We start from the raw sequence: 22,992 nt of genomic DNA, 5'->3' as shown, positions 1-22,992 counted from the left end.
GCCCGCTACTGATCAGGAGTTTCCCGTGCTGGAGATCGCCGGCCTTCCGGCCCATATTCTGTTGATCCACGGCGTGGTGGTCCTGGCTCCGCTGGCCGGGGTCTCGGCAGTGGTTTTCGCCCTGCTCCGGCGCACCAGGCGTTACCTGGCCTGGCCCATGGGAGTCCTGGCACTGCTGCTGGTTCCGCTGTCCGTCCTTACCGCCGAAGCGGGGGAACAGCTGGAAAAGGCCAGGGGCGCGTCACAACTGGTTGAGGAGCACGCCCACCAGGGGAGTTTCCTCCGCTACGTCACAGTGTTGTTCCTGGTGGCCGTGGGTGCCCAGATCACCGCAGCCTTCCCCACGCTCCTGACACGCCGGCCCGCCTTCCACGGTCTCCGCGGGCTCCTGGAGTCCCGCTGGCTGCTCCCCGCCACCTCGGTGCTGGGCGTACTGGCGGGACTGTTCCTGGTGTACCAAAGCATCGTGACCGGCCATTCGGGAGCAGTGTCCGTTTGGGCCGGCAGCCGCTAGCGCAGCCCCCCCGAAAACCTCTTCCCATCACCATCCGCCCCGGCGTAGGGTGGGGCACACAACTGCTGGTCCCGGGGCCAGCAGTGGGCTCATGCAGTTGGGCTTCTGGAGCATGCCGGAGGGACCACAGGTGGGTAGGAAACCATTCAAAAACCAAAGCATGCGGCGCCTGGCAGGACTGGGCGCTGGCCTTGGTGTGTTGCCGCTGCTGGCCTCCTGCTCCGCCGAAGTGTCCCGCGGCTTCCTGCCCGGGAACCGTGACACCACCAACAACACCGCGCTGATCACGGACCTGTGGGTCAACTCCTGGATCGCTGCACTGGTGGTGGGCATCATCACCTGGGGACTGATGATCTGGGTCATCGTTGCCTACCGGCGCCGGAAGAACACCGTAGGGTTCCCCGCGCAATTGAGCTATAACCTTCCGCTGGAAGTGTTCTACCTGGCCATCCCGCTGATCGTCATCGGCGTCCTGTTCGTCTTCACGGACCGGGAACAGCGGGCCATCGATGCACGCTACCCCAACCCGGACGTGGTGATCGACGTCTTCGGCAAGCAGTGGTCCTGGGATTTCAACTACGTCAAGGAACAGGTCCACGAGGACGCCGGACAGCAGGCCCACCTGACCGGCGACTGGGGCACCCCCGACCGGCTGCCCACCCTCTACCTGCCGGTGGGCAAGAAAGTGGAACTGCACCTGCAGTCGCGCGACGTGCAGCATTCCTTCTGGGTGGTGGATTTCCTGCAGAAACGCGACCTGTATCCGGGCCACGAACAGTACAACCCCTACATCAACATCACCCCCAACCGCGTGGGCGAATACATGGGCAAGTGCGCCGAACTCTGCGGCGAGTACCACTCCGAGATGCTCTTCAAGGTCCGGGTGGTCAGCCAGCAGGAGTATGACAGCCACATCGCGGACCTGAAGGCCAAGGGCAACACGGGCAACCTGGGCGCCGACTACAACAGGGCACCGATGTCGGCCCCGTCACCGCAGGCCCCGGACGCAGCACAGTAAAGGAGGGCACCGAACATGACCACCACAGGCCAAAGAATGGGCGGAACCGCAGCCACGGCCGCACCGGCAGTGGTCCGGCGCTCCAAAGGCACCATCATCGTCAACTGGATCACCTCCACCGACCACAAGACCATCGGGTACATGTACCTGATCTCGTCCTTCGTGTTCTTCTGCGCCGGGGGCGTGATGGCCCTGCTGATCCGTGCCGAATTGTTCGAGCCCGGCATGCAGATCCTGCAGACCAAGGAACAGTACAACCAGCTGTTCACCATGCACGGCACCATCATGCTGCTGATGTTCGCCACCCCGCTGTTTGCCGGGTTCGCCAACGTGATCATGCCGCTGCAGATCGGCGCCCCTGACGTGGCCTTCCCGCGCCTGAACGCGCTGGCCTTCTGGTTCTTCCTGTTCGGCTCCACCATCGCGGTGTCCGGCTTCATCACCCCGCAGGGCGCAGCGTCCTTCGGCTGGTTCGCCTATGCGCCGCTGTCGAACACGACGTTCACCCCGGGCATCGGCGGGGACCTGTGGGTCTTCGGCCTGGCACTGTCCGGCTTCGGCACCATCCTGGGCTCCGTCAACTTCATCACCACCATCATCTGCATGCGCGCCCCGGGGCTCACCATGTGGCGGATGCCCATCTTCACCTGGAACACCCTCGTCACCGCCATCCTGGTGCTCATGGCGTTCCCGCCGCTGGCCGCCGCCCTGTTCGCGCTTGGCGCGGACCGCAAGTTCGGCGCCCACATCTTCGACCCGGCCAACGGCGGCGCCATCCTCTGGCAGCACCTGTTCTGGTTCTTCGGCCACCCGGAGGTGTACATCATTGCGCTGCCGTTCTTCGGCATCGTGTCGGAGATCTTCCCGGTCTTCAGCCGCAAACCCCTGTTTGGCTACAAGGGCATCGTGTACGCCACCATCGCCATCGCAGCCCTGTCCGTGACGGTGTGGGCCCATCACATGTACGTCACCGGCGCGATCTTCCTGCCGTTCTTCGCCTTCATGACCATGCTCATCGCGGTGCCCACCGGCGTGAAGTTCTTCAACTGGATCGGCACCATGTGGGGCGGGTCGCTGACCTTCGAAACGCCGATGCTCTGGAGCATGGGGTTCCTGGCCACGTTCCTGTTCGGCGGCCTCACCGGGATTATCCTGGCCTCGCCGCCCATGGACTTCCACGTCTCGGACACCTACTTCGTGGTGGCGCACTTCCACTACGTGGTGTTCGGCACGGTGGTGTTCGCCATGTTCGCCGGGTTCTACTTCTGGTGGCCCAAGTTCACCGGCACCATGCTCAACGAGCGCCTGGGCAAGATCCACTTCTGGATGCTGTTCCTGGGCTTCCACGCCACGTTCCTCATCCAGCACTGGTTGGGTGTCCTGGGCATGCCCCGCCGGTACGCGGACTACATGCCGGAGGACAACTTCACCGGAATGAACCAGTTCTCCACCATCGGGTCGTATCTCCTGGGCGCGTCCCTCATCCCGTTCTTCTGGAACGTCTACATCACCTGGCGCGCCGGCAAGAAGGTCACCGTGGACGATCCCTGGGGCTTCGGCGCTTCGCTGGAGTGGGCCACCTCCTGCCCGCCGCCGCGGCACAACTTCACCTCGCTGCCCCGGATCCGTTCGGAACGTCCCGCCCTGGACCTGCACCACCCGGAGCTGAGCGTCCGGCTCCACCCGTCCGAAAACGCCCCCGGGGAGAGCCTCCTGGGTGCCGCGGACATCGGGGAGCACGACGTCCACGACCCCAACCCGAACACCTAGCGGACCATCAGAATTACGTCACGCCTTGTTTGCGTAATTGATGTGAACCTCATCACTTAAAGCGCTTTCCGGCTTGGAGCTTAGGTTTGCCTACCCTACAGTTTCCTGACATAGGCACCGTTTACCGGCGCCCATCAGGACTTAGGTTCAAGCAGACTTTTTCCCCACCGAAAGCAGCCTCAATGAAGATCCGCAACAGCGCGCTGGCCGGCATCGCACTCGCCGCCACCGCCGCTCTTGGCCTGACCGCCTGCGGCGGCGCCACCCCCGCCGGCAACGGCTCGTCTTCCGCTTCCGGCGGCGCCGCCGCGGGCGGGATTACGGTGTACAACGCCCAGCACGAGAGCCTCACCAAGGAATGGGTGGATGCCTTCACGGCCGAAACCGGCATCAAGGTTACCCTCCGGCAGGGCGATGACACGGAGATGTCCAACCAGATCATCCAGGAAGGCCAGGCGTCCCCCGCGGACGTGTTCCTCACCGAAAACTCCCCCGCCATGACCCAGGTGGAGAACGCCGGCCTGTTCGCCGACGTCAACAAGGACACCCTGGCCCAGGTCCCCTCCGAATTCACCCCCTCCACCGGGAAGTGGACGGGCATCGCCGCACGCTCCACCGTCCTGGTCTACAACAAGACCAAGCTCACCGAGGACCAGCTGCCCAAGTCCATGCTTGACCTGGCCAAGCCCGAATGGAAGGGCCGCTGGGCTGCGTCGCCCACCGGCGCGGACTTCCAGGCCATTGTCTCCGCACTGCTGGAACTGAAGGGCGAGTCCGCCACCGAGGACTGGCTCAAGGCCATGAAGGACAACTCCAAGGCGTACAAAGGCAACAGCACGGCCATGAAGGCAGTCAACGCCGGTGAAGTGGATGCCGCGCTGATCTACCACTACTACTACTACGGCGACCAGGCCAAGACCGGCGAGAACTCCAACAACGTCACGCCTTACTACTTCAAGAATGAGGACCCGGGCGCGTTCCTGTCCGTCTCCGGCGGCGGCGTGCTCAAGTCGTCCAAGAACGCTGCAGCCGCGCAGGCCTTCCTGAAGTTCATCACCGGCAAGAAGGGGCAGGAAGTCCTGAAGAACGGCACGTCCTTCGAGTACGCCATCGGCTCTGATGTGCCTGCCAACGACAAGCTGGTTCCCATCAAGGACCTGCAGGCCCCCAAGGTGGACGCTGCGAAACTCAACTCCCAGAAGGTCAGCGATCTGATGACCCAGGCAGGACTACTGTAATTCCGTGACCTCCGATCTATCGGCTCCCCCACGGCGGAGCACGACGACGGCGGGCCGGGGCACACGCCCCCGCCCGCCTTTCGGCGTTTCCGCGGTGTCCGTCGTGGCGGTGCTGATCGCCCTCTTCTCCCTCATCCCGCTGGGGTACGTGGCCTACATGACGGTGGCAACCGGGTGGGACACCGCCGTCGGCCTCATCCTGCGCCCCCGGGTGGGCGAACTGCTGCTGAACACCCTGCTCCTGATGGCTGCCACCATCCCGCTGTGCCTGCTGCTTGGCGTTGCGGGGGCGTGGCTGGTGGAACGGACCAAACTGCGCGGCCACCGAATCTGGGCAGTCCTGCTGGCCGCGCCGCTGGCCGTCCCGGCATTCGTGAACAGCTACGCCTGGGTGTCGGCCATCCCGTCGCTGGGCGGCCTGGGCTCGGGGATCCTGATTTCCACCCTCTCCTACTTCCCGCTGGTCTACATTCCGGCGGCAGCCACCCTGAGCCGGCTGGACCCGGCCATAGAGCAGTCGGCCGCCGCGCTGGGACTGGGCGCCTGGCGGGCCTTCTTCCGGGTGGTGCTCCCCCAGCTGCGGATCGCACTGACGGGCGGCGCGCTGCTGGTGGGGCTGCACCTGCTGGCCGAATACGGCGCCTTCGCGATGATCCGCTTCGACACCTTCACCACCGCGATCATGACCCAGTACCGGTCCACGTTCAACGGCGCCGCCGGGAACATGCTGGCCAGCGTGCTGGTGTTCTTCTGCCTGCTGCTGCTGGTGGCCGAAGTCCGCAGCCGCGGCACGGCACGCTACGCGAGGATCGGTTCAGGCGTGCAGGCCAAGGCCCTGCGGCTCCCCCTGCATGCCTACCACGTCCCCGCCCAGCTCTTCCTGCTGGCGCTGACCGCCCTGGCGTTCGGCCTCCCGCTGTTCTACGTGCTGAAGTGGATCCTGGCCGGCGGGGCCGAGGCCTGGACCGCCACCGAATTCCTCCCCGCACTCCTTGCCACGTTCTGGTACGGGCTCCTCGGCGCCGCAGCCACCATCGTGGTCGCCTTCCCCATGGCCTACCTCGCGGTCCGGAGGCCCGGCTGGTTCAGCAAGTCCCTGGAACTGTCCAACTATGTCACCAGCTCCATGCCCGGCATCGTGGTGGCCCTGGCCTTCGTCACCGTCAGCATCCGCTTGGTACCGGGGATCTACCAGACGGCGGGAGTGCTGGTGGCCGCATATGTTCTCCTGTTCCTTCCGCGGGCCCTGGTGAACCTCCGGGCCGGCCTGGCACAGGCGCCCAAGGAACTCGACGAGGCAGCACAGGCGCTGGGCAAGCCGCCGCTGCTGGCCTTCATCCGTGTCACCCTGCGGCTCACGGCTCCGGCCGCCGCGGGCGGGGCTGCCCTGGTGTTCCTGGCCATCGCCAACGAACTCACCGCCACGCTGCTCCTGTCCCCCAACGGCACCCGGACCCTGGCCACCGAGTTCTGGAGCAAGAGCAGCGAAATCGACTACGCCGGCGCCGCACCCTATGCCCTGCTGATGATCCTGCTTTCCGCACCCATGACCTATCTCCTCTTCCAACAGTCCAAGAAAGTAGCCGGACAGTGACAGCACCATCGACCCGCAGGCTGCCCGAGCCGCGGGTGGCACCCTCAGTGGCCGCAACCACCAACAGCCACCTGCAGATCACGGACGTCACCAAGAACTTCGGATCGCAGGCGGTCCTGAGGGGCGTCAACCTGTCCGTGGCCAAGGGCGGAACCACCGCCATCGTGGGACCGTCAGGCTCCGGCAAGACCACGCTCCTGCGCCTGATCGCCGGGTTTGAGCATCCGGACACCGGCAGCATCTCGCTGAACGGGACCCTGGTGGCGGGTGAGGGCGCTTGGCTGCCGGCGCACAAGCGCCAGATCGGCTACGTGGCGCAGGACGGTGCCCTGTTCCCGCACCTCACCGTGGGCCAGAACGTTGCCTTCGGCCTTGATGCGGCAAAGCTTGAAGGCGGCAGGCGGGCCGTGGCAGCACGCGTTGCCGAACTCCTGGAAATGGTGTCCCTGGATGCCGCCATGGCCAAGCGCCGGCCGCACCAGCTCTCCGGCGGCCAGCAGCAGCGGGTTGCCCTGGCCCGGGCGCTGGCCCGTGAGCCGGAGCTGATGCTCCTGGACGAGCCCTTCTCCGCCCTGGATGCCGGGCTCCGCGTGGCCACCCGCCGCGCCGTGGCCAAGGTGCTGGCCGAGGCCGGCGTCACCACCATCCTGGTCACGCACGACCAGGCGGAGGCCCTCTCCTTCGCCGACCAGGTGGCCGTGATGCGCGGCGGCAAGCTGGCCCAGATCGGCAACCCCTTTGTGGTGTACACCCGCCCCGCGGACCGCGCCACCGCAGAATTCCTGGGCGACGCCGTCATCCTGGACGCCTGGCTGGAAGGGTCCCTGGCCACCTGCTCCCTGGGCGGCATCCCGGTGCGCAGGCCGCCGGCGCAGGGACGGGTGCAGCTGATGCTGCGGCCGGAACAGATCCGCATCGCCGAAGACGGCCCCATCCGCGGCGTGGTGGTGGACACCGACTACTTCGGGCCCGAAACCACGGTGCGGCTGAAGCTGAACGTGCCCCAGGAAGTGGCAGAGCACGCCGACCACCGCTACCCCGGCGGCGGCGAAGTGATCACCATCCGGCACTGGAACGCGTCGATCGCGCGGCCCGGCATGGAGCTGTGCCTGCGGGTTGTGGGCGAAGCCGTCGCGTTCACGATCGAGGAATGAGCTCCGGCCCGCCGCGCTCAGCGGCGTATCAGAAGCTAGTCCGCACATCCGAAGCTACAGGGCACAGATGGACGAACAAGCTTCTGATCGGTGCGCCCGCCCCTGCTGACACAGAAAAAACACCGGGCGGAAACACTCCGGCAACCTCGTCAGGGCAAGCTGTGCTTACGGGGATACAACAGCAGGAGGCAGCCCACATGGAGGCACAAGGAGTACGTACCGCCCAGCTCCGCATCGGGGACCAGATTGAGGCATGGCACCGCGGCAGGCTCTTCCACAAGGGACGGGTGACGGACGTCGTCCCGCACCTGGAACTCTTCTGGATCCTGGACGCCCGCACCGGCACCCGCAAGCTGCTGGACCCCGAGGCCCTGGAGATCCGCCACGTGGAAGCCCCTGCCGAAACGGGAACCCAGGTATCAGCCAAGACCCAGGCAAAACCACTCGCCCCCGCCTGAAGCCCGGCGAAGGGTCAGGTGCGTTCCTGGTAGACGTCCGGGACGCCGTCGTGGTCCGAATCCACCCTCTCAAGCTCTTCGGCGACCCGGTACTGCCGGTTCCGGGTCCGCAGCACAGCCGTGGCCAGCAGCGCGGCGATCAGTGACGCAGCCAGGATGCCCACCTTGGCGTGGTCGTCATGGAGGCTGCCATGGCCGAAGCTGAGCTCCGCCACCAGCAGGGACACGGTGAACCCGATCCCTGCCAGCAGCGCCACGCCAAACACATCGATCCATTTGAAGGAGCTGTCCAGGCTGGCCCTGGTGGCCTTGGTCAGGATCCACGTGGTGCCCATGATGCCCACCGGCTTGCCCAGGACCAGGCCCAGGATGATACCCAGCGCCACCGGGTCCGTCAGGGCCGAGCCCAGGCCCTCCCACCCGCCAACGGCCACGCCCGCGGAGAAGAACGCGAAGATGGGAACGGCCACGCCGGCGGAAATCGGACGGAACCGGTGTTCGAAGATCTCGGCCAGTCCGGGCCCTGCCTCCGGGCCGCCGGAGGCCCGGGACCGGATCACGGGAATGGCGAAGCCCAGGAGTACCCCGGCCACGGTGGCGTGGATTCCGGAGGCGTGCACCAGCGCCCAGGTCGCGGCACCCAGCGGCAGCAGGATCAGCCAGGCTGCAACTGCGTGGCGGCCGAAGAACCGGCGGTACTTCTGGGCCAGGAAGGTGTAGACGGCCAGCGGGATGAGGGCCAGGAGCAGCGGCGCGGCCTGGATGTCGCTGGAGTAGAAGAACGCGATGATGGTGATGGCAATCAGGTCATCCACCACGGCCAGCGTCAGCAGGAAGATCCGCAGGGCGCTGGGGAGGTGGGATCCGATGATGGCCAGGACAGCGACGGCAAAGGCAATGTCCGTTGCGGTGGGGATGGCCCAGCCGCGCAGAGTTTCCGGGCTGGCGAGGTTGACGACGGCGTAAATCACCGCCGGGACAGCCACGCCGCCCACGGCGGCCGCCACGGGCACGATGGACTTGCTGACTTGCCGCAGGTCGCCGGCAACGAATTCGCGTTTGAGTTCCAGGCCCACGAGGAAGAAGAAGATGGCCAGCAGCCCGTCCGCTGCCCAGGCCCCCAGGCTCAGGTCCAGGTGCCACGGCCCATAGCCCACCCTGAGATCCCGGAGGGCAAAGTAGCTGTCCGACGCCGGGGAGTTGGCCCAGATGAGGGCAATCACGGCAGCCAGGACCAGGAGGGCTCCACCCACGGTTTCCTTGCGGAGGATCTCCCCGATGCGCAGGGCTTCGGCGTAGCTGCCGCGGGCGAAGACGGTGGAGCCGAAAAACTTGTTCCTGCTGGGCGTGGGCGGGGTGGAGGTCATGAAGGCGTCCTTAAATCCGGGTTCGGCAAATCCATGCCGACCAGACTTCCCGGCGCACCTCCCCATATCCTACCGGGTACCGGCTACCCGGCGCGGCGGCCTCCAGTGCGGTCTGCCCGGCCGTTCATGCGTTCTGCCCGGCCGTTCAACTGGATGGCCCGCACGGCCCGGTCGAGGTAAGTTCGCGCCTCCGGGGAGTTGGCCAGCTGCACCAACTCCGCTGCCACCACCACCAGCTTGACGTTGCGGTGGCTGCTGGTGCTGACCAGCATCTGGAAGGCGTCGTCGGAGCCGAGCTTCAGCTGCCCCATGAGGATGCCCCTGGCCTGGTCGATCAACGTGCGGGTTGCGGTGGCACCCACCACGGCCTCGCGCGCAGCCTCTTCAGTTTCGCGCTGCAGCGTCCGGCTGAGGTCCACCGTCACGCCTTCGAACGCCGCCAGCGTTCCATCAGCGGCCAGGATCGCCTCGCCGGAGGTGAGCACACGCCTGGTCCGGCCGCGGGCATCGACGATCCGGTGGTACATGCAGAAGAACCCGCCGGTGGTCGATACCTGCGCCAGGATCTCCTCGCACCGCTCCCGGTCATCCGGGTGCTTGTGGGACAAGATCAGTTCCATGCTGGGGACAACATCGCCGCGCTGGTAGCCGTGCAGCCGGAACATCCCGTCCGACCAGTGGAAGGTTGGGCCTGCAGGCCCCATCTCCACCCTGAAGATGCCCGCATCGCTTTCACTGTCTCCGAGCGCACTCGAATACGTGTATAGATCGCTGAGCTCCATCACAGGTCCACCCTCCCGCACACCGGCCAGCCCCCCCTGTGGGAGCGGGCTCTCGTCACTACTCCCAGTATGGTCGCCCCACGCGCCGGAAGGTAGGGCGGGATGCCCTATGGATGCAGCGGACACATAGAGTAGGGACCCTTGCCACTTATACCCCTAGGGGGTATATTGGTGGTGTTGTCAGTGAAGTGGTATGTCCCGGCTGGTGCCCACACCGGCCTTCACAGCCGTTCAACCCCAGCGCCCCTTGATTCCCTCAACGGATTGGAACTGACATGAACACCGGGAACCGCCCCGAGCTCCCCCTCGCTTCCTCCGGCTGCAGCTGCTGCGCCCCTGCCGGCGCCGCGGAACCGGCCACCACCCTGCCCGCGCCTGAGGCACAAAAGCGCCCTGCCGCCGTCGGAAATTCCGATCGCCTGGCAGCGGCTTCCTCGAAGGAGGAATGATGCAGGACCATCACGACATGCAGCACCAGGGCGGCCCGCACGACCATCACCAGCCACCCAGCGGAACCCTGACCCAGCCGCCGGCGCACGGCGCCGGGCATGGACAACACGGCGGCCACAGCGACGACGACCATGCCGTCCACACGCACGGCCAGCACGCCGGGCACAGCACAGCCATGTTCAAGGACCGGTTCTGGCTGACGCTGGTCCTGGCCGTTCCCGTGGTCTATTTCAGCCCCATGATGGGCGACCTTTTGGGCTACATGCCGCCCGAATTCCCCGGTTCCGCCTGGATCCCGCCGGTCCTGGGCACCGTCATCTTCCTGTACGGCGGCCAGCCGTTCCTCAAAGGCGGCCTGCAGGAGCTCAAGGACCGCGCTCCGGGAATGATGTTGCTGATCGGCATGGCCATCACGGTGGCCTTTGCCGCTTCCTGGGTCACCAGCCTGCGCATCGGCGGCTTCGACCTGGACTTCTGGTGGGAGCTGGCGCTGCTGGTGGCCATCATGCTGCTGGGCCACTGGATCGAGATGCGTGCCCTCGGGTCGGCACAGGGCGCCCTGGATGCCCTCGCGGCTCTGCTCCCGGACGAGGCCGAACGCATTACGGACGGCGGCACGGAAACCGTCCCCGTTTCCCACCTCAAGACCGGCGACCTGGTCCTGGTCCGCCCCGGCGCCCGCATGCCCGCGGACGGAACCGTGGTGGACGGGCAGGCTGAGTTCGACGAGTCCATGATCACGGGGGAATCCAAAACCGTGGCACGCGGCGCCGGCGACCCGGTGGTGGCCGGAACCGTGGCCACGGACAGCAGTGTCCGGGTGCGCGTCACCGCCGTGGGCGACCAGACCGCCCTGGCCGGGATCCAGCGGCTGGTGGAAGAGGCGCAGGCGTCGTCGTCGCGTGCCCAGGCACTGGCAGACCGCGCAGCGGCCTTCCTCTTCTACTTCGCCGCCGGCGCCGGTGTCCTGACCTTCATCGCCTGGACACTGCTGGGAAGCGTTCCCGACGCCGTCACCCGCACCGTCACCGTCCTGGTCATCGCCTGCCCGCACGCCCTGGGTCTGGCGATACCCCTGGTGATCGCCATTTCCACGGAGCAGGCGGCCCGGGCCGGGGTGCTGATCAAGAACCGGATGGCGCTTGAACGGATGCGCACCATCGACGTGGTCCTGTTCGACAAGACCGGCACGCTGACCACCGGTGAGCCGGAGCTGAAGGACGTTGCCGTGGCCGGCGGCGTCGGGGCGGACGCCGTGCTGGCCCTCGCCGCCGCCGTCGAGTCGGACAGCGAGCACCCCGTGGCGCGGGCCATCGTCCGCGCCGCCAGGGCCCGGAGCCTGCCACTGCCCCAAGCCACCGGTTTCACCTCGCTGCCGGGCCGGGGCGTCCGGGCCAGCGTGGACGGCCGCACCGTGCACGTGGGCGGGCCTGCGCTCCTGCGCGAGCTTGGCGTCGTCGAACCCGAGGCCCTGGCCTCAAGCACCCGGGCGTGGATGGACCGCGGAGCCGCCGTGCTCCACGTTGTCGACGGCGGCACAGTCCTGGGTGCCGTGAGCATGGAGGACGCGGTGCGGCCGGAGTCGCGGCAGGCTGTGTCCGCCCTGCAACGGAGGGGCGTCAAGGTGGCCATGGTCACCGGTGATGCGCACCAGGTGGCGCAGGCCGTGGCGGCGGACCTGGGCATTGACGAAGTGTTCGCCGAGGTCCTGCCCGCGGACAAGGACAAGAAGGTGGCCGAGCTGCAGGGCCGCGGGCTGAAGGTGGCCATGGTGGGCGACGGCGTCAACGACTCGCCGGCGCTGGCCCGCGCGGAGGTGGGCATCGCCATTGGCGCCGGAACCGACGTCGCCATGGAATCGGCGGGCGTGGTGCTGGCGGGGAACGATCCGCGCGCAGTGCTGTCCATGGTGGACCTGTCCCGGGCCAGCTACCGCAAGATGTGGGAGAACCTGGTGTGGGCCACGGGCTACAACATCCTGTCCGTGCCGCTGGCCGCGGGCGTCCTGGCGTTCGCCGGGGTGGTTCTGTCCCCGGCTGCCGGGGCTGTGATGATGTCCGCGTCCACCATCGTGGTGGCCCTGAACGCCCAGCTGCTCCGGCGCCTGAAACTGAACCCGTCTGAGGTACGTTGAACAGCATGGACAGATCGGAAGGAGGGACAGCCATGACCACCCGCGCCGTGGCGTCCTTCCTCCGCGCAGCCTGGCTGCTGGCCGCCACCCTGGCCGTCATCGCCGGGCTGCTGGGCATGCACGTGCTGACCGCCGGGCATGCTTCGCACGGGCCTGTTGCCCAGGGCATGGATACGCACAGCGCGGCGTCGCACAGCATGGCCTCCCACAGCATGGCCTCCCACAGCGCTGACTCCCCCGCGGCACCGGCCGGGGCCGCCGCCGTCGTGCATTCCGCGGTTGGGGACCATCCCGGCCACGCGGCCGCCCCGGCTTCCACCGACCCGCCGGCCCTGGCGCCGGGCACCTGCGGCAACTCCTGCCCGGGGGCGCAGGAGTCGGGGGCGCCCTGCGTGCCGTCGGTCCCCGGCGGCCCCGTGACGGTCCTCCCGCCGCAGGCAACCCTTGCCGTCCTTCCGTTGCTGCCGGCGGCCGGCAACCCAGGCTCTTCCTACGGGTACCTGCCGCCCAGCCCATCACCGTGCGACCTCTCCATCAGCCGGACGTAAACCGGACTGCGCCCTGTACCCCGGCCCAGTTCCACTACATCCCTGAAGGACCCATGAACACCACTATCAAAACCCTGTCCATTGCTGCTGCCCTGGCGGCTTCCCTCGGCCTGGCAGGATGCGCGGCCAATGCCGGCTCCGGCAACGGCATGCCCATGGACCACGGCAGCTCCAACCCCATGTCCAGCACGATGCCAAGCGCCGGCACCATGCCCAGCGCCAACGCCGACCATAACCAGGCGGACATCATGTTTGCCCAGATGATGATCCCGCACCACACCCAGGCGGTGGAGATGAGCGGCATCATCCTGGCCAAGCCGGACATGCCGGCAGAGGTGACCGCGCTCGCCACCAAGATCAAGGCGGCGCAGGCACCGGAGATCGCGCAGATGACCGGCTGGCTCAGCGGGTGGAACGTGCCCACCATGATGAGCGACCACTCCGGACACGGCATGACCGGCATGGTGGACGACGACGGCATCGAGAAGCTGAAGTCTGCCACCGGTACCGAGGCCGCGCGGCTGTTCCTCGAGCAGATGATCGGGCACCATGAGGGCGCCATCGACATGGCCCAGCAGGAGATCAGCGCCGGCAAATTCCCGGACGCCGTGAAGCTGGGCCACGACATCGTGGACGCGCAGCAGGCGGAAATCACGCAGATGAAGCAGCTGCTGACCACCCTGTAACCGGCACTTCCGGCCGCCGGGCAGTCCTGCGGCGCGGCGGCGGCACCTGACCTCGGGAGCCCGCCGCCGCGCCGTTGCGTGTTAAGTTGAAAGGCACGGGTCCGGACCGGATCCGCCAGCAGCTGGGAAAAGAGACATCTCCTTGGACACTTCCGCACCAGTACGAATCCTGACCGTCTGCACCGGCAACATCTGCCGCTCGCCGGTGGCCGAACGGCTGCTGCAGGCAGGACTCGACCAGGTGGTGCCGGGTGGTTTCCAGGTGTCCAGCGCCGGCACCCGCGCCCTGGTGGGCGAACCCATGCAGCCCATTTCAGCGGACATCGTGCGGACCTTTGGCGGTGATCCCGAAGGGTTCGCGGCACGGCAGCTCACGCCCAGGATCCTGCGGGGCGTTGACCTGGTGCTCACCATGACGTCCGGGCACCGCGGCGAGGTCCTGCAGCTTGATGCCTCCCTGCTCAAGCGGACGTTCACCATCCGCGAGTTCGCCCGGATGCTTGATGTCCTGGCCCAACGGGCCTCCGGGACAGATGCCCAGCGGGCCGCCGTCGAATCTTCCCCAGGTGCGCTTCCGGGCGGCGACGCGTCCGACGGCGACGCCCGGCTGGCTGCCAACGCCGCCTTGTGGCGCGGCTTGCCGGCACGGGCCGCCGGGGTGCGCCACCTTTCGCTCCCCGCCGACTCCGCAGACAACGACATCGTGGACCCGTACCGCCGTGCGCCGGAGGTGTACCGGGAGATGGAGGACCAACTGGCCCCCGCCATTGTCTCCATCCTGCGCCATGCCCGCCTCAACGCCCCGGTCCCCGGGACCGCGCCCCAGTCGCCCTAGCGGAACAGCGTTACAGCAGCTCGACGCCGAACCGGATGGAACCTTCGCAGGTGACAGTTTGGATAACCTTGTAGCCAACCGGGGCGTGCCCGACGCACACTGAACCCACCAAACACAATGAGGTGGAGGCGTCATGAGCATCCCAGGCGGTTCTGATCCATCCGGGCCCGGTAACTCCGGGAACTCCGGTTCCCTGCCGCCGGGTTCCTCCGGTTCCCACCGGCCGGCCTGGCTGGCGGCTCTGGGCCGCCGCCGCTGGGTCGCCGCCCTGGTGGTGCTGGCACTTGTGGTGGCTGCCGGAGTCGCGGTCTTCAGCCTGAGCCGCTCCGGCCAGCAAGCACAGCCTGCAGCCACCCAAACCGAGTCGCCCATCCCGACGCCGACGCCCACGCCCACCCCGGCCCCCACTGAAACTCCCCCGCCCGCTCCTGCTCCCCCACCGCCGCCTGCCCCGATCCCGGACCTGCCCGCCACCCCGATGAACATCCTCGTCATCGGCAGCGACATCCGTGACACTCCCGCACGCGACGCCGCCGCCCACACTGCAGCCACCGGTGAACCCTCAGACCAGAGGGCGGACACCCTGATGGTGGTCCATGTCCCTGCCGACCGCCGGAACCTCTACCTCGTCTCCATCAACCGCGACAACTGGGTGGACATCCCCGGCTTCGGCAGCGCCAAGATCAATTCCGCGCTCCAGTATGGCGGGATCGACCTGCAAACCGCCACGGTGCAGCAGCTGCTGGGAATTACCATCGACCACACCCTGATGCTCGACTTTGGCGGGTTCAAGCTCCTGGTGGACGGCCTGGGCGGCATCGACGTCAATGTGCCGATGTCCTTCCAGTCCTCGATCGAAACCCAGCACGTCTTCACCCAGGGCATGAACCACTTGGACGGACAAGCCGCCCTGGAATTTTCCCGCGAGCGCTACGCGTTCTCCGACGGCGATTTCCAACGGGTCCGCGACCAGCAGATCATGCTCCGTGCCATCCTGGCCCGCCTCACCGGGGGCAGTGCCCTGAACGACGTGAACGCGGTGCGGTCGCTGGTTGATTTCGCCTCCTGCTGCCTCACCGTGGACAAGGGTTTCGATCCCGTCCAGGCAGCGATCCTGGCCTACAGCCTGCGCAATCTGGATACTAACGCCATCGGCACCATGACGCTTCCGACGGCGGGCTCCGGCTTCGTTGCCGGGCAGTCCGTGCTGTTTCCCGACTATGGAGGGATCGCGGCCGTGGGGGCGGCACTTCGGGAGGGCCGGATCGGCGACTTCGCGAGGCCTTAGGGCACGCCAGCGACACGCTTAGTCACTGGCGACGCGCATATTCCCCGGCGCGGCAATATTTGGGGTGCGCCGATGACTTTGGGCGTCGCAGCGGAATTTGCGCGTCGCCACTGCGGCAATACGCTCCGGACGCGGCCGCCACGCCTTGTTCAGCAGCGGCTTACCCGGGGTTCACCAGCGGGACAGAGTCTGTGCGCCCGCCGGAGCGAACCTGAGGGCATGACTGAGAACTCCCGCGCCACCGTTTCACGCCGCACCGTCGTCAAGGGGTCGGTCCTGGCCGCCGCGCTCGCATCCGTCCCGGCCGCTGCCCAGGCGGGCACCACACCGTCAGGCGTCGCGCTGGTCCGCAACCGCCTGACCCTGCCCAGCGGCATCGCCACCGGCGACGTCACCTCCGATTCAGCCGTCCTGTGGTCCCGCGCGTCCGGCGCCGGCCGGATGACGGCAGTCCTGCGGGCAGTGGACGACGGCGGCCAGGTCCTGCGCGGGCGCGGCGCCTTTGAGCGGGTGCTCCGCGGGCCCCGGGCCACCCAGGCGTCCGATTTCACCGCCAAGATCCATGCGGGAAACCTGCCGTCCAACACCCGCTTCGCACTGGACATCAGCTTCGAGGACGACGGCGGGGCGGCCGGCGAGACGGTCCGCGGCAGCTTCCGCACGGCGCCGGACGCCGGAACGATCAACGGCACGGGCCGCACCGGTGGCACCAGCAGCGGCGGCGACGTCCCGGCGTCGTCTGCCCAAAGCTTTGTGTGGACCGGCGACACCGCTGGCCAGGGGTGGGGCATCAACGAGGAGATCGGCGGGATGCGCGGCTACCGGGCCATGCACCAGACCCGCCCGGACTTCTTCATCCACTCCGGCGACACCATCTACGCCGACGGGCCCATCGCCGAAAGCGTGGTGGAAAAGGACGGCCAGGTGTGGCGGAACCTGGTGACAGAGGAGGTCTCCAAGGTGGCCGAAACGCTCACCGAGTTCCGCGGCCGGCACCGGTACAACTCCATGGACGCCAACATGCGGGCCATGTTCGCTGACGTCCCCGTGATCGCCCAGTGGGACGACCACGAGACCCACAACAACTGGTACCCCGGCCAGATCATCGATGACTCCCGCTACACGGTGCGGGACGTCAACACCCTGGCTGCCCGCGGCCGGCAGGCATGGCAGGAAAACATGCCCGTCGCGGACAGCTCGGCCGTCTGGCGCCCGGGAACGTTCGACGACGCCGGCCAGTACCAGCCCGCCCGGATCTACCGGAAAATCAGCCGCGGACCGCAGCTGGACGTCTTCTGCCTGGACATGCGCACCTTCAAATCGCCCAACACGGACGGCAAGGAGCCTTACGCCACCTCCATCCTGGGCCAGGAGCAGGTGGACTGGCTGATCCGCGAAGTTTCGAAGTCAAAGGCGACCTGGAAGGTGATCGCCGCGGACCTGCCGCTGGGCATCGTGGTGCCGGACGGCCCGGTCAACCAGGAGAGCCTGTCCAACCTCGACGCCGGCGCCCCGTTGGGCCGTGAGCTGGAAATTGCCGCGGTGTTGAGCGCCTTCAAGCGCAACGGCGTGAAGAACACGGTGTGGCTCACCGCCGATGTGCACTACTGCGCCGCCCACCACTACTCCCCCGAACGGGCAGCCTTCACCGGCTTCGATCCGTTCTGGGAGTTCGTGGCCGGGCCCATCGCCGCGGGATCATTCGGCCCCAACACGATGGACGGCACGTTCGGGCCCGAGGTGGTGTTCTCCAAGGCAGGGCGCTTTGCCGGGGAGTCCCCGCGCGGCGGCGAAAACCAGTTCTTCGGGCACGTCCAGTTGGATGCGAACAACAGCTTCACCGTGAGCCTTCGCAACGCCAACGGAGCCACGGTGTTCTCCAAGGTCCTGACGCCGGAGCCGTAGCTTCAGGTCCCCCGCGGCACTGTTGCTGCGCCGACGGCGGCCGTTATTTTCCGCCGCCCCCTGGGTACGCCGTTGGTAGTGTTCCTGCAAATCGGCACGGCATTCGGGCACGGCGAGGACGGGGTGGTTTCTTGAAGGGTGAATCAGCAAAAGACGACGGCCTGACGGAGGCCGTCCAGCAGGCCGGGGCCGTGGAGCTGCTCCTGGTCCGGCACGGCGAGAGCGAAGGCAACGTGGCGGCCACCGAGGCCCGTGCGGCCGGAGTGGAAGTCATCGAGGTTCCGGCCCGCGATGCGGACGTGGACCTGTCGGCAACCGGGAGGGAACAGGCCAAGGCGCTGGGTATCGCCCTGGGCCGGACCGCCGGGGAGTTCCGCCCTGACGCCGTGGTGTCCTCCCCCTATGCCCGTGCCCGCCAGACCGCTGAGATTGCGGTGGAAACAGCCGGCTGGCCGCTGCAGGTGCGCACGGACGAGCGGCTCCGCGACCGCGAACTCGGCATCCTGGACCGGCTCACGCGGCTGGGCGTGGAGAGCCGCTACCCCGAGGAATCCGAACGCAGGGACTGGCTGGGAAAACTGTATTACCGGCCGCCGGGAGGGGAATCCTGGGCGGACGTGGCGCTGCGGCTGCGGTCCGTCCTGGCAGAGCTGAACGGCCTGGGCACCGGCCAGCGGGTGATGCTGGTGTGCCACGACGCCGTGATCATGCTGTTCCGGTACGTGCTGGAGGGGCTGAGCGAGAAGGAACTGCTGGACCTGGCAGCCACGGAGGCCATCCTCAACGCTTCGGTGACCCGGTTCGTCCGCCCCTCCGGCGTTGGGCCGTGGACGCTGGAGAGCTTCAACGTTGCCGACCACCTGGCCGAGCAGGGCGTCACCGTCACCGAGCATGCCCGAGACACCAGTGTCCGGCCGCGGTGAATCCTCCGGCGCCACCCTGGTGACGCCGTCGCTCCTGCGGGACTGGCCGCTGCCGGCACCGGGCGCGGACAAGTATTCCCGTGGCTCAGTGCTGGTGGTGGGCGGTGCCCGGGCCACCCCCGGCGCCGCCCTGCTGGCCGGCACCGCAGCGCTGCGCGCGGGCGCCGGAAAGCTGACCCTGGCCGTTGCCGGGTCGGTGGCCGTCCAGCTGGGGGTCGCGCTGCCCGAGTGCGGTTCCATCGGCCTGCCGGAGACTGCCGGCGGCTCGGTCAAACCGGAACTGGACAGCATCCACTCCTACGTGGACCAGGCGGATGCCCTCCTGGTGGGGCCCGGCCTGGACGACCCCGACCTTGCCGGTGAACTGCTGGAGGCGTTGCTTAAGCGCGAGGCCGGCGGCGGCCACGGCGGTGGCGGCAACCCCGGTGGTGGCGCCGGCAGCAGGCAAGGCGCCGCCGTCGTCCTCGATGCCTACGCGCTGGCCGCGCTGGTACACCTGGAGGACCAGCTGGACCCGTGGCGCGGCCGCCTCATCCTCACACCGAATCCCACGGAGGCCGGCATCCTGCTGGGGCGGGACACGGATGACCTCGAGAAGGACCTGGCCGAAATCTCCGAACGGTTCGACGCCGTAGTCAGCTGCCAGGGGCTGATCACCCAGCCGCCAGGGCTGAACCCCGACGAGCCGGACCTGTGGAAGATCACCACGGGGTACGGCGGACTGGGCACCTCCGGCAGCGGGGACGTGCTGGCCGGGGCCATTTCCGGGGTTCGTGCCCGGGGAACCAGCAGCGCGCAGGCAGCCTGTTGGGGTACCCACCTGCACGCAGCCGCGGCAGACAGGCTGGCCAGCAGGCTGGGCCCGCTGGGGTTCCTGGCCCGTGAACTTGCCGACGAACTGCCGGCGCTGATGCTGGAACTGGGCACCTGACCCTTGACGTGGACCGCCCGGACATGCGGACGGCCCCCGGCCAAAGCCGGGGGCCGCCGTGTCGGGAGGTCAGGGCCTACGCTGCCGTTGCGCTGTTTGGCGCTGTGGCGTGCACAGAATGGCGATTCGCCCCAAAAAGGCAGTCAACAGATATGGCCGCCTCGCGGTCCTTAAGGTCTAGGCAGCGATTTCCTGCTTTTCCCCCTTCGTTTCGATTTCGATCTTGCGCGGCTTGGCCTTTTCGGCGACCGGGATCCGCAGCGTCAGGACACCGGCGTCATAGCTGGCCTTCACCTTCTCTGTGTCCAAGGTGTCGCCAAGAATCAGCTGGCGGCTGAAGACGCCGCGCGGCCGCTCAGCGGCAATCAGCTCGGTATCCTTGCCAGCGGGATCGGGACGCTCCGCCCGCACCGTCAGGACGTTCCGTTCGACATCCAGGTCCACCGAGTCCGCCGTGACACCCGGCAAATCAAAGGCCACGACGAATTCCTGGTCCTCGCGCCATGCATCCATCGGCATCGCCGCCGGACGTGCAGTGGTTCCGAGGACTTGCTGGGTTAGCCTGTCCAGCTCGCGGAACGGATCGGTTCGCATCAACATGGCTTCCCTCCTCGTGAGAGTTGATCCAACATCCACGTCAGTCGATCTATATTCGCTGACATAGATTTTTTAGCACCGTGGAAGCAGGTCCGCAAGGGGTTGGGTGCCGATTCCTGAAGAATTTTTGGGTCCTGCAGGCTTCGGATTTCCGCCTTGGCCCGGGCGCACGGAAGGGGCCTCTTGCACAGCTCCTGCTGTGCAAGCGGCCCCTTCCGGACTAGGTTCTGGCTTCTCCGGTCAGTCCCTGGTGGGGTCCGGACGCAGCGGTGCGGGCCCTGGATCCGGGACGGGCAGCGGGCCTGGGGGCGCCGGTGCGGGGAACGGATTGGGAGACGGCGGGCCGGGCGGGCGCGGCTGGGTGGGATCCGGCGATGTGGGCTCCGGACCGGGTTCGGGCGGAAACGGCTCGGGTTCGTGCACTGGCGGGATGGTCATGGAACTTCCCCTCTCACGCTGGGCGGATGTGCCTTGAACTGAACAGAATACGCCTGCGGCCCGCCGGCAACTACCCTCCAGTCAGGCCCCGTTTAGTACAGCGCTGATTGGTCCGGGACGGCGCCGACCAGCCGCAGCCAGGCGCTGACCTGGGCGGAGCCTGCCTCCCCACAGCGGAAACCGACGTATCCGTCCGGGCGGACGGCCACAACGCCCCGGCCCGGGTGGCTGTCGAGGCGGTGGACATGAAGCAGGGGACCGGGTCCCGCCCCTGCCCGCAGGGTGGGGTCTTCACCCAAGGTGCCAGTGCCGGCGTCGCGTTCCAGCAAAAGGTGGACGCCGGGCACGGCGGTCAGTTCGTGTAGGCGGGCCGCCCGCCCGCCGACCGTCACGGGCGCATCCGGCAGCCGCTCGCCGGGCCTCGGCCACCCGGCCGCGCGCGGCGTGCCGTCCAGGGAGATGGCACTGTTCCGGTAGCGAACGAATGGCTGGGACAACAGCCTGATGCCCTGGGAGGTGAGCCACTGCCGGCGGAGCAGCACCGGCAGGACCGGAGCGAAGACGGGCAGGAGGCTCCGGGCCAGGCGGGCCACCGGGTGCGGCGAGGCTTCGCCGAAGAAGATGACGTGCGTCAGCGCCAGCACGCGCCGGGCCGCGAGCCGCCGCTCGTGCCCATAGGTTGCCAGCAGTTCCGGGAGCGGCCCGCCTGCCGTCGAGGCGAAACCGAGCTTCCACCCGAGGTTGAGGGCGTCCAGGATGCCGTTGTTCATGCCCTGCCCGCCCGCAGGCGAGTGGGCGTGCGCGGCGTCGCCGGCGAGGAAGAGCGGAGTGTTTCCGAACGTACTGGCCAGGCGGTGTTGAAGCGGGACCTGGGCCGACCAGCGCACGTCCCGGACGGCAGCACCCAGTCCCGACTCCCGGAGCAGGCGGGCCACTTCATCCGGCGGAACGGGCGGACCCAGCTGTCCGAAGCCGGCGGTGGATTGCCGCAGCGCCGGCCGGGTGGCCAGCATCCGCCAGGTGGCGCCCTCGCCCAGCGCGAAGAGGAAGGCCAGTCCCCCGGTCCCGACGGCCACGTGCAGCAGGCCAGGGTCCAGGGCGCCATCAAGCTCCAGGTCTGCCAGGACCGCTTCCACCCGGTACGGGGCACCCCGCCACTGCGCGCCAGTGAAGCCGCGGACCGTGCTGGACTGCCCGTCGCATCCGGCCAGGAACCGGGAAGTGTGGCCGCCGGCTCCGCCCCCGGCGTCGCGAAGCTCTGCATGCACCAGGCCAGGCCCCGGGCCACCGCCGGTATCCAGGGTGCCCTCCGGTCCCAGTCCGCAGAACTCCACGCCCCAGTCCACCGGCACGCCCCTGGCCTGCAGTGCCTGCCAGAGCACGTCCTCGACGTCGGCCTGCCGGACCAGGGTCAGGTGCGGAAAGGCGGTATCCGGGAGGTCCGCGTGGCCCAACCGGGCTTCGACCACGCGCCGGCCGAAGTGGATGCGTGCCAGGGGCGTGGTGTCGGCCCGGTCCAGCAACGCGTCGGTCACGCCCAGCGGGCGAAGGCCCTCCAGTGCCCGTGCATGCAGCATCATCGCCCGGGACGGCCGGACACGGTGTTCGCGCCGGTCCACCACCCGGACCGTGGCTCCGTGGGCGTGCGCCTGGAGGGCCGTGGTGAGCCCGGCGGGACCGGCGCCTACCACCAGAAGGTCGGTGTCCGCCGTCGTGCGTTGCCTGCCTGCCATACCCGCCCGGCCGTCATGCCTGGCCGAGAAGCCGCCACCAGGCGTGGTCCTGGGCGGCTGCTGCTTCCTGCATCCGGGCGGGGTTTGCGAGCACCTCGTCGCGGCGCAGCCCGGGAACCACTTTGTAGCTGATGGACCCGGGGACGCTGACCAGTTCCAGGACCCGCCAGAGGGCCGCAGCGTAGCTTCGCGCCCGCTCGGCACCGTCCCATTCGTACAGGCCGCGGTAGGCACCGAAGGTGTCGTGGGCGCACCACAGCTTGGAAACAAAGCCCGGGAACCCGACGAAGAGCGGGGTGTTCAGCAGGCTTTCCGCCTCGAAAAGGCGGTGCATCCGGCCCCGGACCAGGCGCAGCGTGAAGGCCACCACCAGGATGCAGGGCTCACCGGGCTGCCGGTCGACGGCGGTCTCCCGGTAGACCCGCGAGGTGCTGCCGTCAGCGAAGCGCAGCACCCGGCCCACGTTTTCCTTGGGAAGATGCACCTGCCTGCGGACCAGCATCACGCACGACGTTCCCATGCAGCGGGTCACCGCCAGCCATGCTTTGGCGCGGGGAGCCGGTCCGGATTCGGGGGTCATGGTTTCTCCTTTTCCCTGCAGGACCCTTTCAGGGTGCCGGGAACCGCGG

At 68.0% G+C, this 22,992-nt stretch carries 21 protein-coding genes; 16 read left to right on the top strand and 5 right to left on the bottom strand.

The window, feature by feature from the left end:
- Window positions 1–25 precede the first annotated feature (25 nt).
- From ACV095_RS04215 to ACV095_RS04185, 7 genes are all read left to right on the top strand, one after another.
- Window positions 26–514: a hypothetical protein gene (locus ACV095_RS04215; RefSeq protein ID WP_018768819.1), complete on the top strand. Its 489-nt coding sequence runs from the start codon at window positions 26–28 to the stop codon at window positions 512–514.
- A 160-nt stretch (window positions 515–674) separates the two neighbouring features.
- A complete protein-coding gene (ctaC, locus tag ACV095_RS04210; RefSeq protein ID WP_018768820.1) occupies window positions 675–1,532 on the top strand; it encodes an aa3-type cytochrome oxidase subunit II in 858 nt (285 codons plus the stop codon).
- 15 nt (window positions 1,533–1,547) lie between these two features.
- Entirely contained in the window at window positions 1,548–3,302 is a 1,755-nt protein-coding gene (gene ctaD / locus ACV095_RS04205; RefSeq protein ID WP_186447817.1) for an aa3-type cytochrome oxidase subunit I, read from the top strand.
- A 182-nt stretch (window positions 3,303–3,484) separates the two neighbouring features.
- Window positions 3,485–4,540 (top strand): iron ABC transporter substrate-binding protein, encoded by a 1,056-nt coding sequence (locus ACV095_RS04200; protein WP_018768822.1) that lies wholly within the window; start codon window positions 3,485–3,487, stop codon window positions 4,538–4,540.
- Window positions 4,541–4,544: 4 nt separating this feature from the next.
- Complete coding sequence (locus ACV095_RS04195) at window positions 4,545–6,134, top strand: ABC transporter permease (RefSeq protein ID WP_223992569.1); 1,590 nt, start codon at window positions 4,545–4,547, stop codon at window positions 6,132–6,134.
- Window positions 6,131–7,288 carry an ABC transporter ATP-binding protein gene (locus ACV095_RS04190; RefSeq protein WP_478222959.1) on the top strand — a complete coding sequence of 386 codons (1,158 nt, stop codon included), beginning with the start codon at window positions 6,131–6,133 and terminating at the stop codon, window positions 7,286–7,288. The genes ACV095_RS04195 and ACV095_RS04190 overlap by 4 nt, the downstream gene beginning before the upstream one ends.
- Before the next feature lie 197 nt (window positions 7,289–7,485).
- Window positions 7,486–7,746, top strand: a complete 261-nt coding sequence (locus ACV095_RS04185; RefSeq protein ID WP_018768825.1) for a hypothetical protein — start codon at window positions 7,486–7,488, stop codon at window positions 7,744–7,746.
- A gap of 14 nt (window positions 7,747–7,760) precedes the next feature.
- Here the strand turns inward: ACV095_RS04185 and nhaA are convergent, their stop codons facing one another.
- Window positions 7,761–9,113 (bottom strand): Na+/H+ antiporter NhaA, encoded by a 1,353-nt coding sequence (nhaA, locus tag ACV095_RS04180; RefSeq protein WP_478222958.1) that lies wholly within the window; start codon window positions 9,111–9,113, stop codon window positions 7,761–7,763.
- Between the two features lie 83 nt (window positions 9,114–9,196).
- The gene (locus tag ACV095_RS04175) at window positions 9,197–9,895 is read right to left on the bottom strand and encodes a PAS and ANTAR domain-containing protein (protein ID WP_478223415.1); all 699 of its coding nucleotides are present in this window, start codon (window positions 9,893–9,895) and stop codon (window positions 9,197–9,199) included.
- A gap of 275 nt (window positions 9,896–10,170) precedes the next feature.
- Between ACV095_RS04175 and ACV095_RS04170 the strand changes: the two genes are divergently transcribed.
- The 9 genes from ACV095_RS04170 to ACV095_RS04130 all read left to right on the top strand — a co-directional run bounded on the left by ACV095_RS04170 (window position 10,171) and on the right by ACV095_RS04130 (window position 19,595).
- On the top strand, window positions 10,171–10,344 hold the full coding sequence (locus ACV095_RS04170; RefSeq protein ID WP_018768828.1) for a hypothetical protein: 174 nt from the start codon (window positions 10,171–10,173) through the stop codon (window positions 10,342–10,344).
- Window positions 10,344–12,479 carry a heavy metal translocating P-type ATPase gene (locus ACV095_RS04165; protein ID WP_478223414.1) on the top strand — a complete coding sequence of 712 codons (2,136 nt, stop codon included), beginning with the start codon at window positions 10,344–10,346 and terminating at the stop codon, window positions 12,477–12,479. The genes ACV095_RS04170 and ACV095_RS04165 overlap by 1 nt, the downstream gene beginning before the upstream one ends.
- 32 nt (window positions 12,480–12,511) lie before the next feature.
- A complete protein-coding gene (locus ACV095_RS04160; RefSeq protein WP_144601115.1) occupies window positions 12,512–13,027 on the top strand; it encodes a hypothetical protein in 516 nt (171 codons plus the stop codon).
- Window positions 13,028–13,080: 53 nt separating this feature from the next.
- The gene (locus tag ACV095_RS04155; protein WP_478222957.1) at window positions 13,081–13,713 is read left to right on the top strand and encodes a DUF305 domain-containing protein; all 633 of its coding nucleotides are present in this window, start codon (window positions 13,081–13,083) and stop codon (window positions 13,711–13,713) included.
- Window positions 13,714–13,855: 142 nt separating this feature from the next.
- On the top strand, window positions 13,856–14,548 hold the full coding sequence (locus ACV095_RS04150; RefSeq protein ID WP_056392737.1) for an arsenate reductase/protein-tyrosine-phosphatase family protein: 693 nt from the start codon (window positions 13,856–13,858) through the stop codon (window positions 14,546–14,548).
- Window positions 14,549–14,681: 133 nt separating this feature from the next.
- Window positions 14,682–15,836: an LCP family protein gene (locus tag ACV095_RS04145; RefSeq protein WP_478222956.1), complete on the top strand. Its 1,155-nt coding sequence runs from the start codon at window positions 14,682–14,684 to the stop codon at window positions 15,834–15,836.
- A gap of 219 nt (window positions 15,837–16,055) precedes the next feature.
- Complete coding sequence (locus tag ACV095_RS04140; RefSeq protein ID WP_478222955.1) at window positions 16,056–17,741, top strand: alkaline phosphatase D family protein; 1,686 nt, start codon at window positions 16,056–16,058, stop codon at window positions 17,739–17,741.
- Window positions 17,742–17,872: 131 nt separating this feature from the next.
- Window positions 17,873–18,664 (top strand): histidine phosphatase family protein, encoded by a 792-nt coding sequence (locus ACV095_RS04135; protein WP_478222954.1) that lies wholly within the window; start codon window positions 17,873–17,875, stop codon window positions 18,662–18,664.
- Window positions 18,648–19,595, top strand: coding sequence for an NAD(P)H-hydrate dehydratase (locus ACV095_RS04130; protein ID WP_186447822.1), 948 nt, complete (start codon window positions 18,648–18,650; stop codon window positions 19,593–19,595). Before ACV095_RS04135 ends, ACV095_RS04130 begins: the two co-directional genes overlap by 17 nt.
- A gap of 177 nt (window positions 19,596–19,772) precedes the next feature.
- Here the strand turns inward: ACV095_RS04130 and ACV095_RS04125 are convergent, their stop codons facing one another.
- The 3 genes from ACV095_RS04125 to ACV095_RS04115 form a co-directional block, all read right to left on the bottom strand.
- A complete protein-coding gene (locus tag ACV095_RS04125; RefSeq protein ID WP_018768837.1) occupies window positions 19,773–20,195 on the bottom strand; it encodes an Hsp20/alpha crystallin family protein in 423 nt (140 codons plus the stop codon).
- Window positions 20,196–20,722: 527 nt separating this feature from the next.
- Window positions 20,723–22,363: an FAD-dependent monooxygenase gene (locus ACV095_RS04120; protein WP_056392728.1), complete on the bottom strand. Its 1,641-nt coding sequence runs from the start codon at window positions 22,361–22,363 to the stop codon at window positions 20,723–20,725.
- 13 nt (window positions 22,364–22,376) lie between these two features.
- Window positions 22,377–22,943 carry a hypothetical protein gene (locus ACV095_RS04115; RefSeq protein WP_478222953.1) on the bottom strand — a complete coding sequence of 189 codons (567 nt, stop codon included), beginning with the start codon at window positions 22,941–22,943 and terminating at the stop codon, window positions 22,377–22,379.
- Window positions 22,944–22,992: the final 49 nt, after the last annotated feature.

Source organism: Arthrobacter sp. JDC6, from assembly GCF_056484025.1.
Note: the sequence above shows the minus strand (reverse complement) of the source record. Positions and strands in the feature narration are given on the sequence as shown.

Coding starts and splice junctions, on each gene's coding strand:
- ctaC (WP_018768820.1), top strand. CDS start 675: ATGCGGCGCCTGGCAGGACTGGGCGCTGGCCTTGGTGTGTTGCCGCTG.
- ACV095_RS04145 (WP_478222956.1), top strand. CDS start 14,682: ATGAGCATCCCAGGCGGTTCTGATCCATCCGGGCCCGGTAACTCCGGG.
- ctaD (WP_186447817.1), top strand. CDS start 1,548: ATGACCACCACAGGCCAAAGAATGGGCGGAACCGCAGCCACGGCCGCA.
- nhaA (WP_478222958.1), bottom strand. CDS start 9,113: ATGACCTCCACCCCGCCCACGCCCAGCAGGAACAAGTTTTTCGGCTCC.
- ACV095_RS04120 (WP_056392728.1), bottom strand. CDS start 22,363: ATGGCAGGCAGGCAACGCACGACGGCGGACACCGACCTTCTGGTGGTA.
- ACV095_RS04140 (WP_478222955.1), top strand. CDS start 16,056: ATGACTGAGAACTCCCGCGCCACCGTTTCACGCCGCACCGTCGTCAAG.
- ACV095_RS04115 (WP_478222953.1), bottom strand. CDS start 22,943: ATGACCCCCGAATCCGGACCGGCTCCCCGCGCCAAAGCATGGCTGGCG.
- ACV095_RS04125 (WP_018768837.1), bottom strand. CDS start 20,195: ATGTTGATGCGAACCGATCCGTTCCGCGAGCTGGACAGGCTAACCCAG.
- ACV095_RS04160 (WP_144601115.1), top strand. CDS start 12,512: ATGACCACCCGCGCCGTGGCGTCCTTCCTCCGCGCAGCCTGGCTGCTG.
- ACV095_RS04165 (WP_478223414.1), top strand. CDS start 10,344: ATGCAGGACCATCACGACATGCAGCACCAGGGCGGCCCGCACGACCAT.
- ACV095_RS04185 (WP_018768825.1), top strand. CDS start 7,486: ATGGAGGCACAAGGAGTACGTACCGCCCAGCTCCGCATCGGGGACCAG.
- ACV095_RS04170 (WP_018768828.1), top strand. CDS start 10,171: ATGAACACCGGGAACCGCCCCGAGCTCCCCCTCGCTTCCTCCGGCTGC.
- ACV095_RS04200 (WP_018768822.1), top strand. CDS start 3,485: ATGAAGATCCGCAACAGCGCGCTGGCCGGCATCGCACTCGCCGCCACC.
- ACV095_RS04155 (WP_478222957.1), top strand. CDS start 13,081: ATGAACACCACTATCAAAACCCTGTCCATTGCTGCTGCCCTGGCGGCT.
- ACV095_RS04175 (WP_478223415.1), bottom strand. CDS start 9,895: ATGGAGCTCAGCGATCTATACACGTATTCGAGTGCGCTCGGAGACAGT.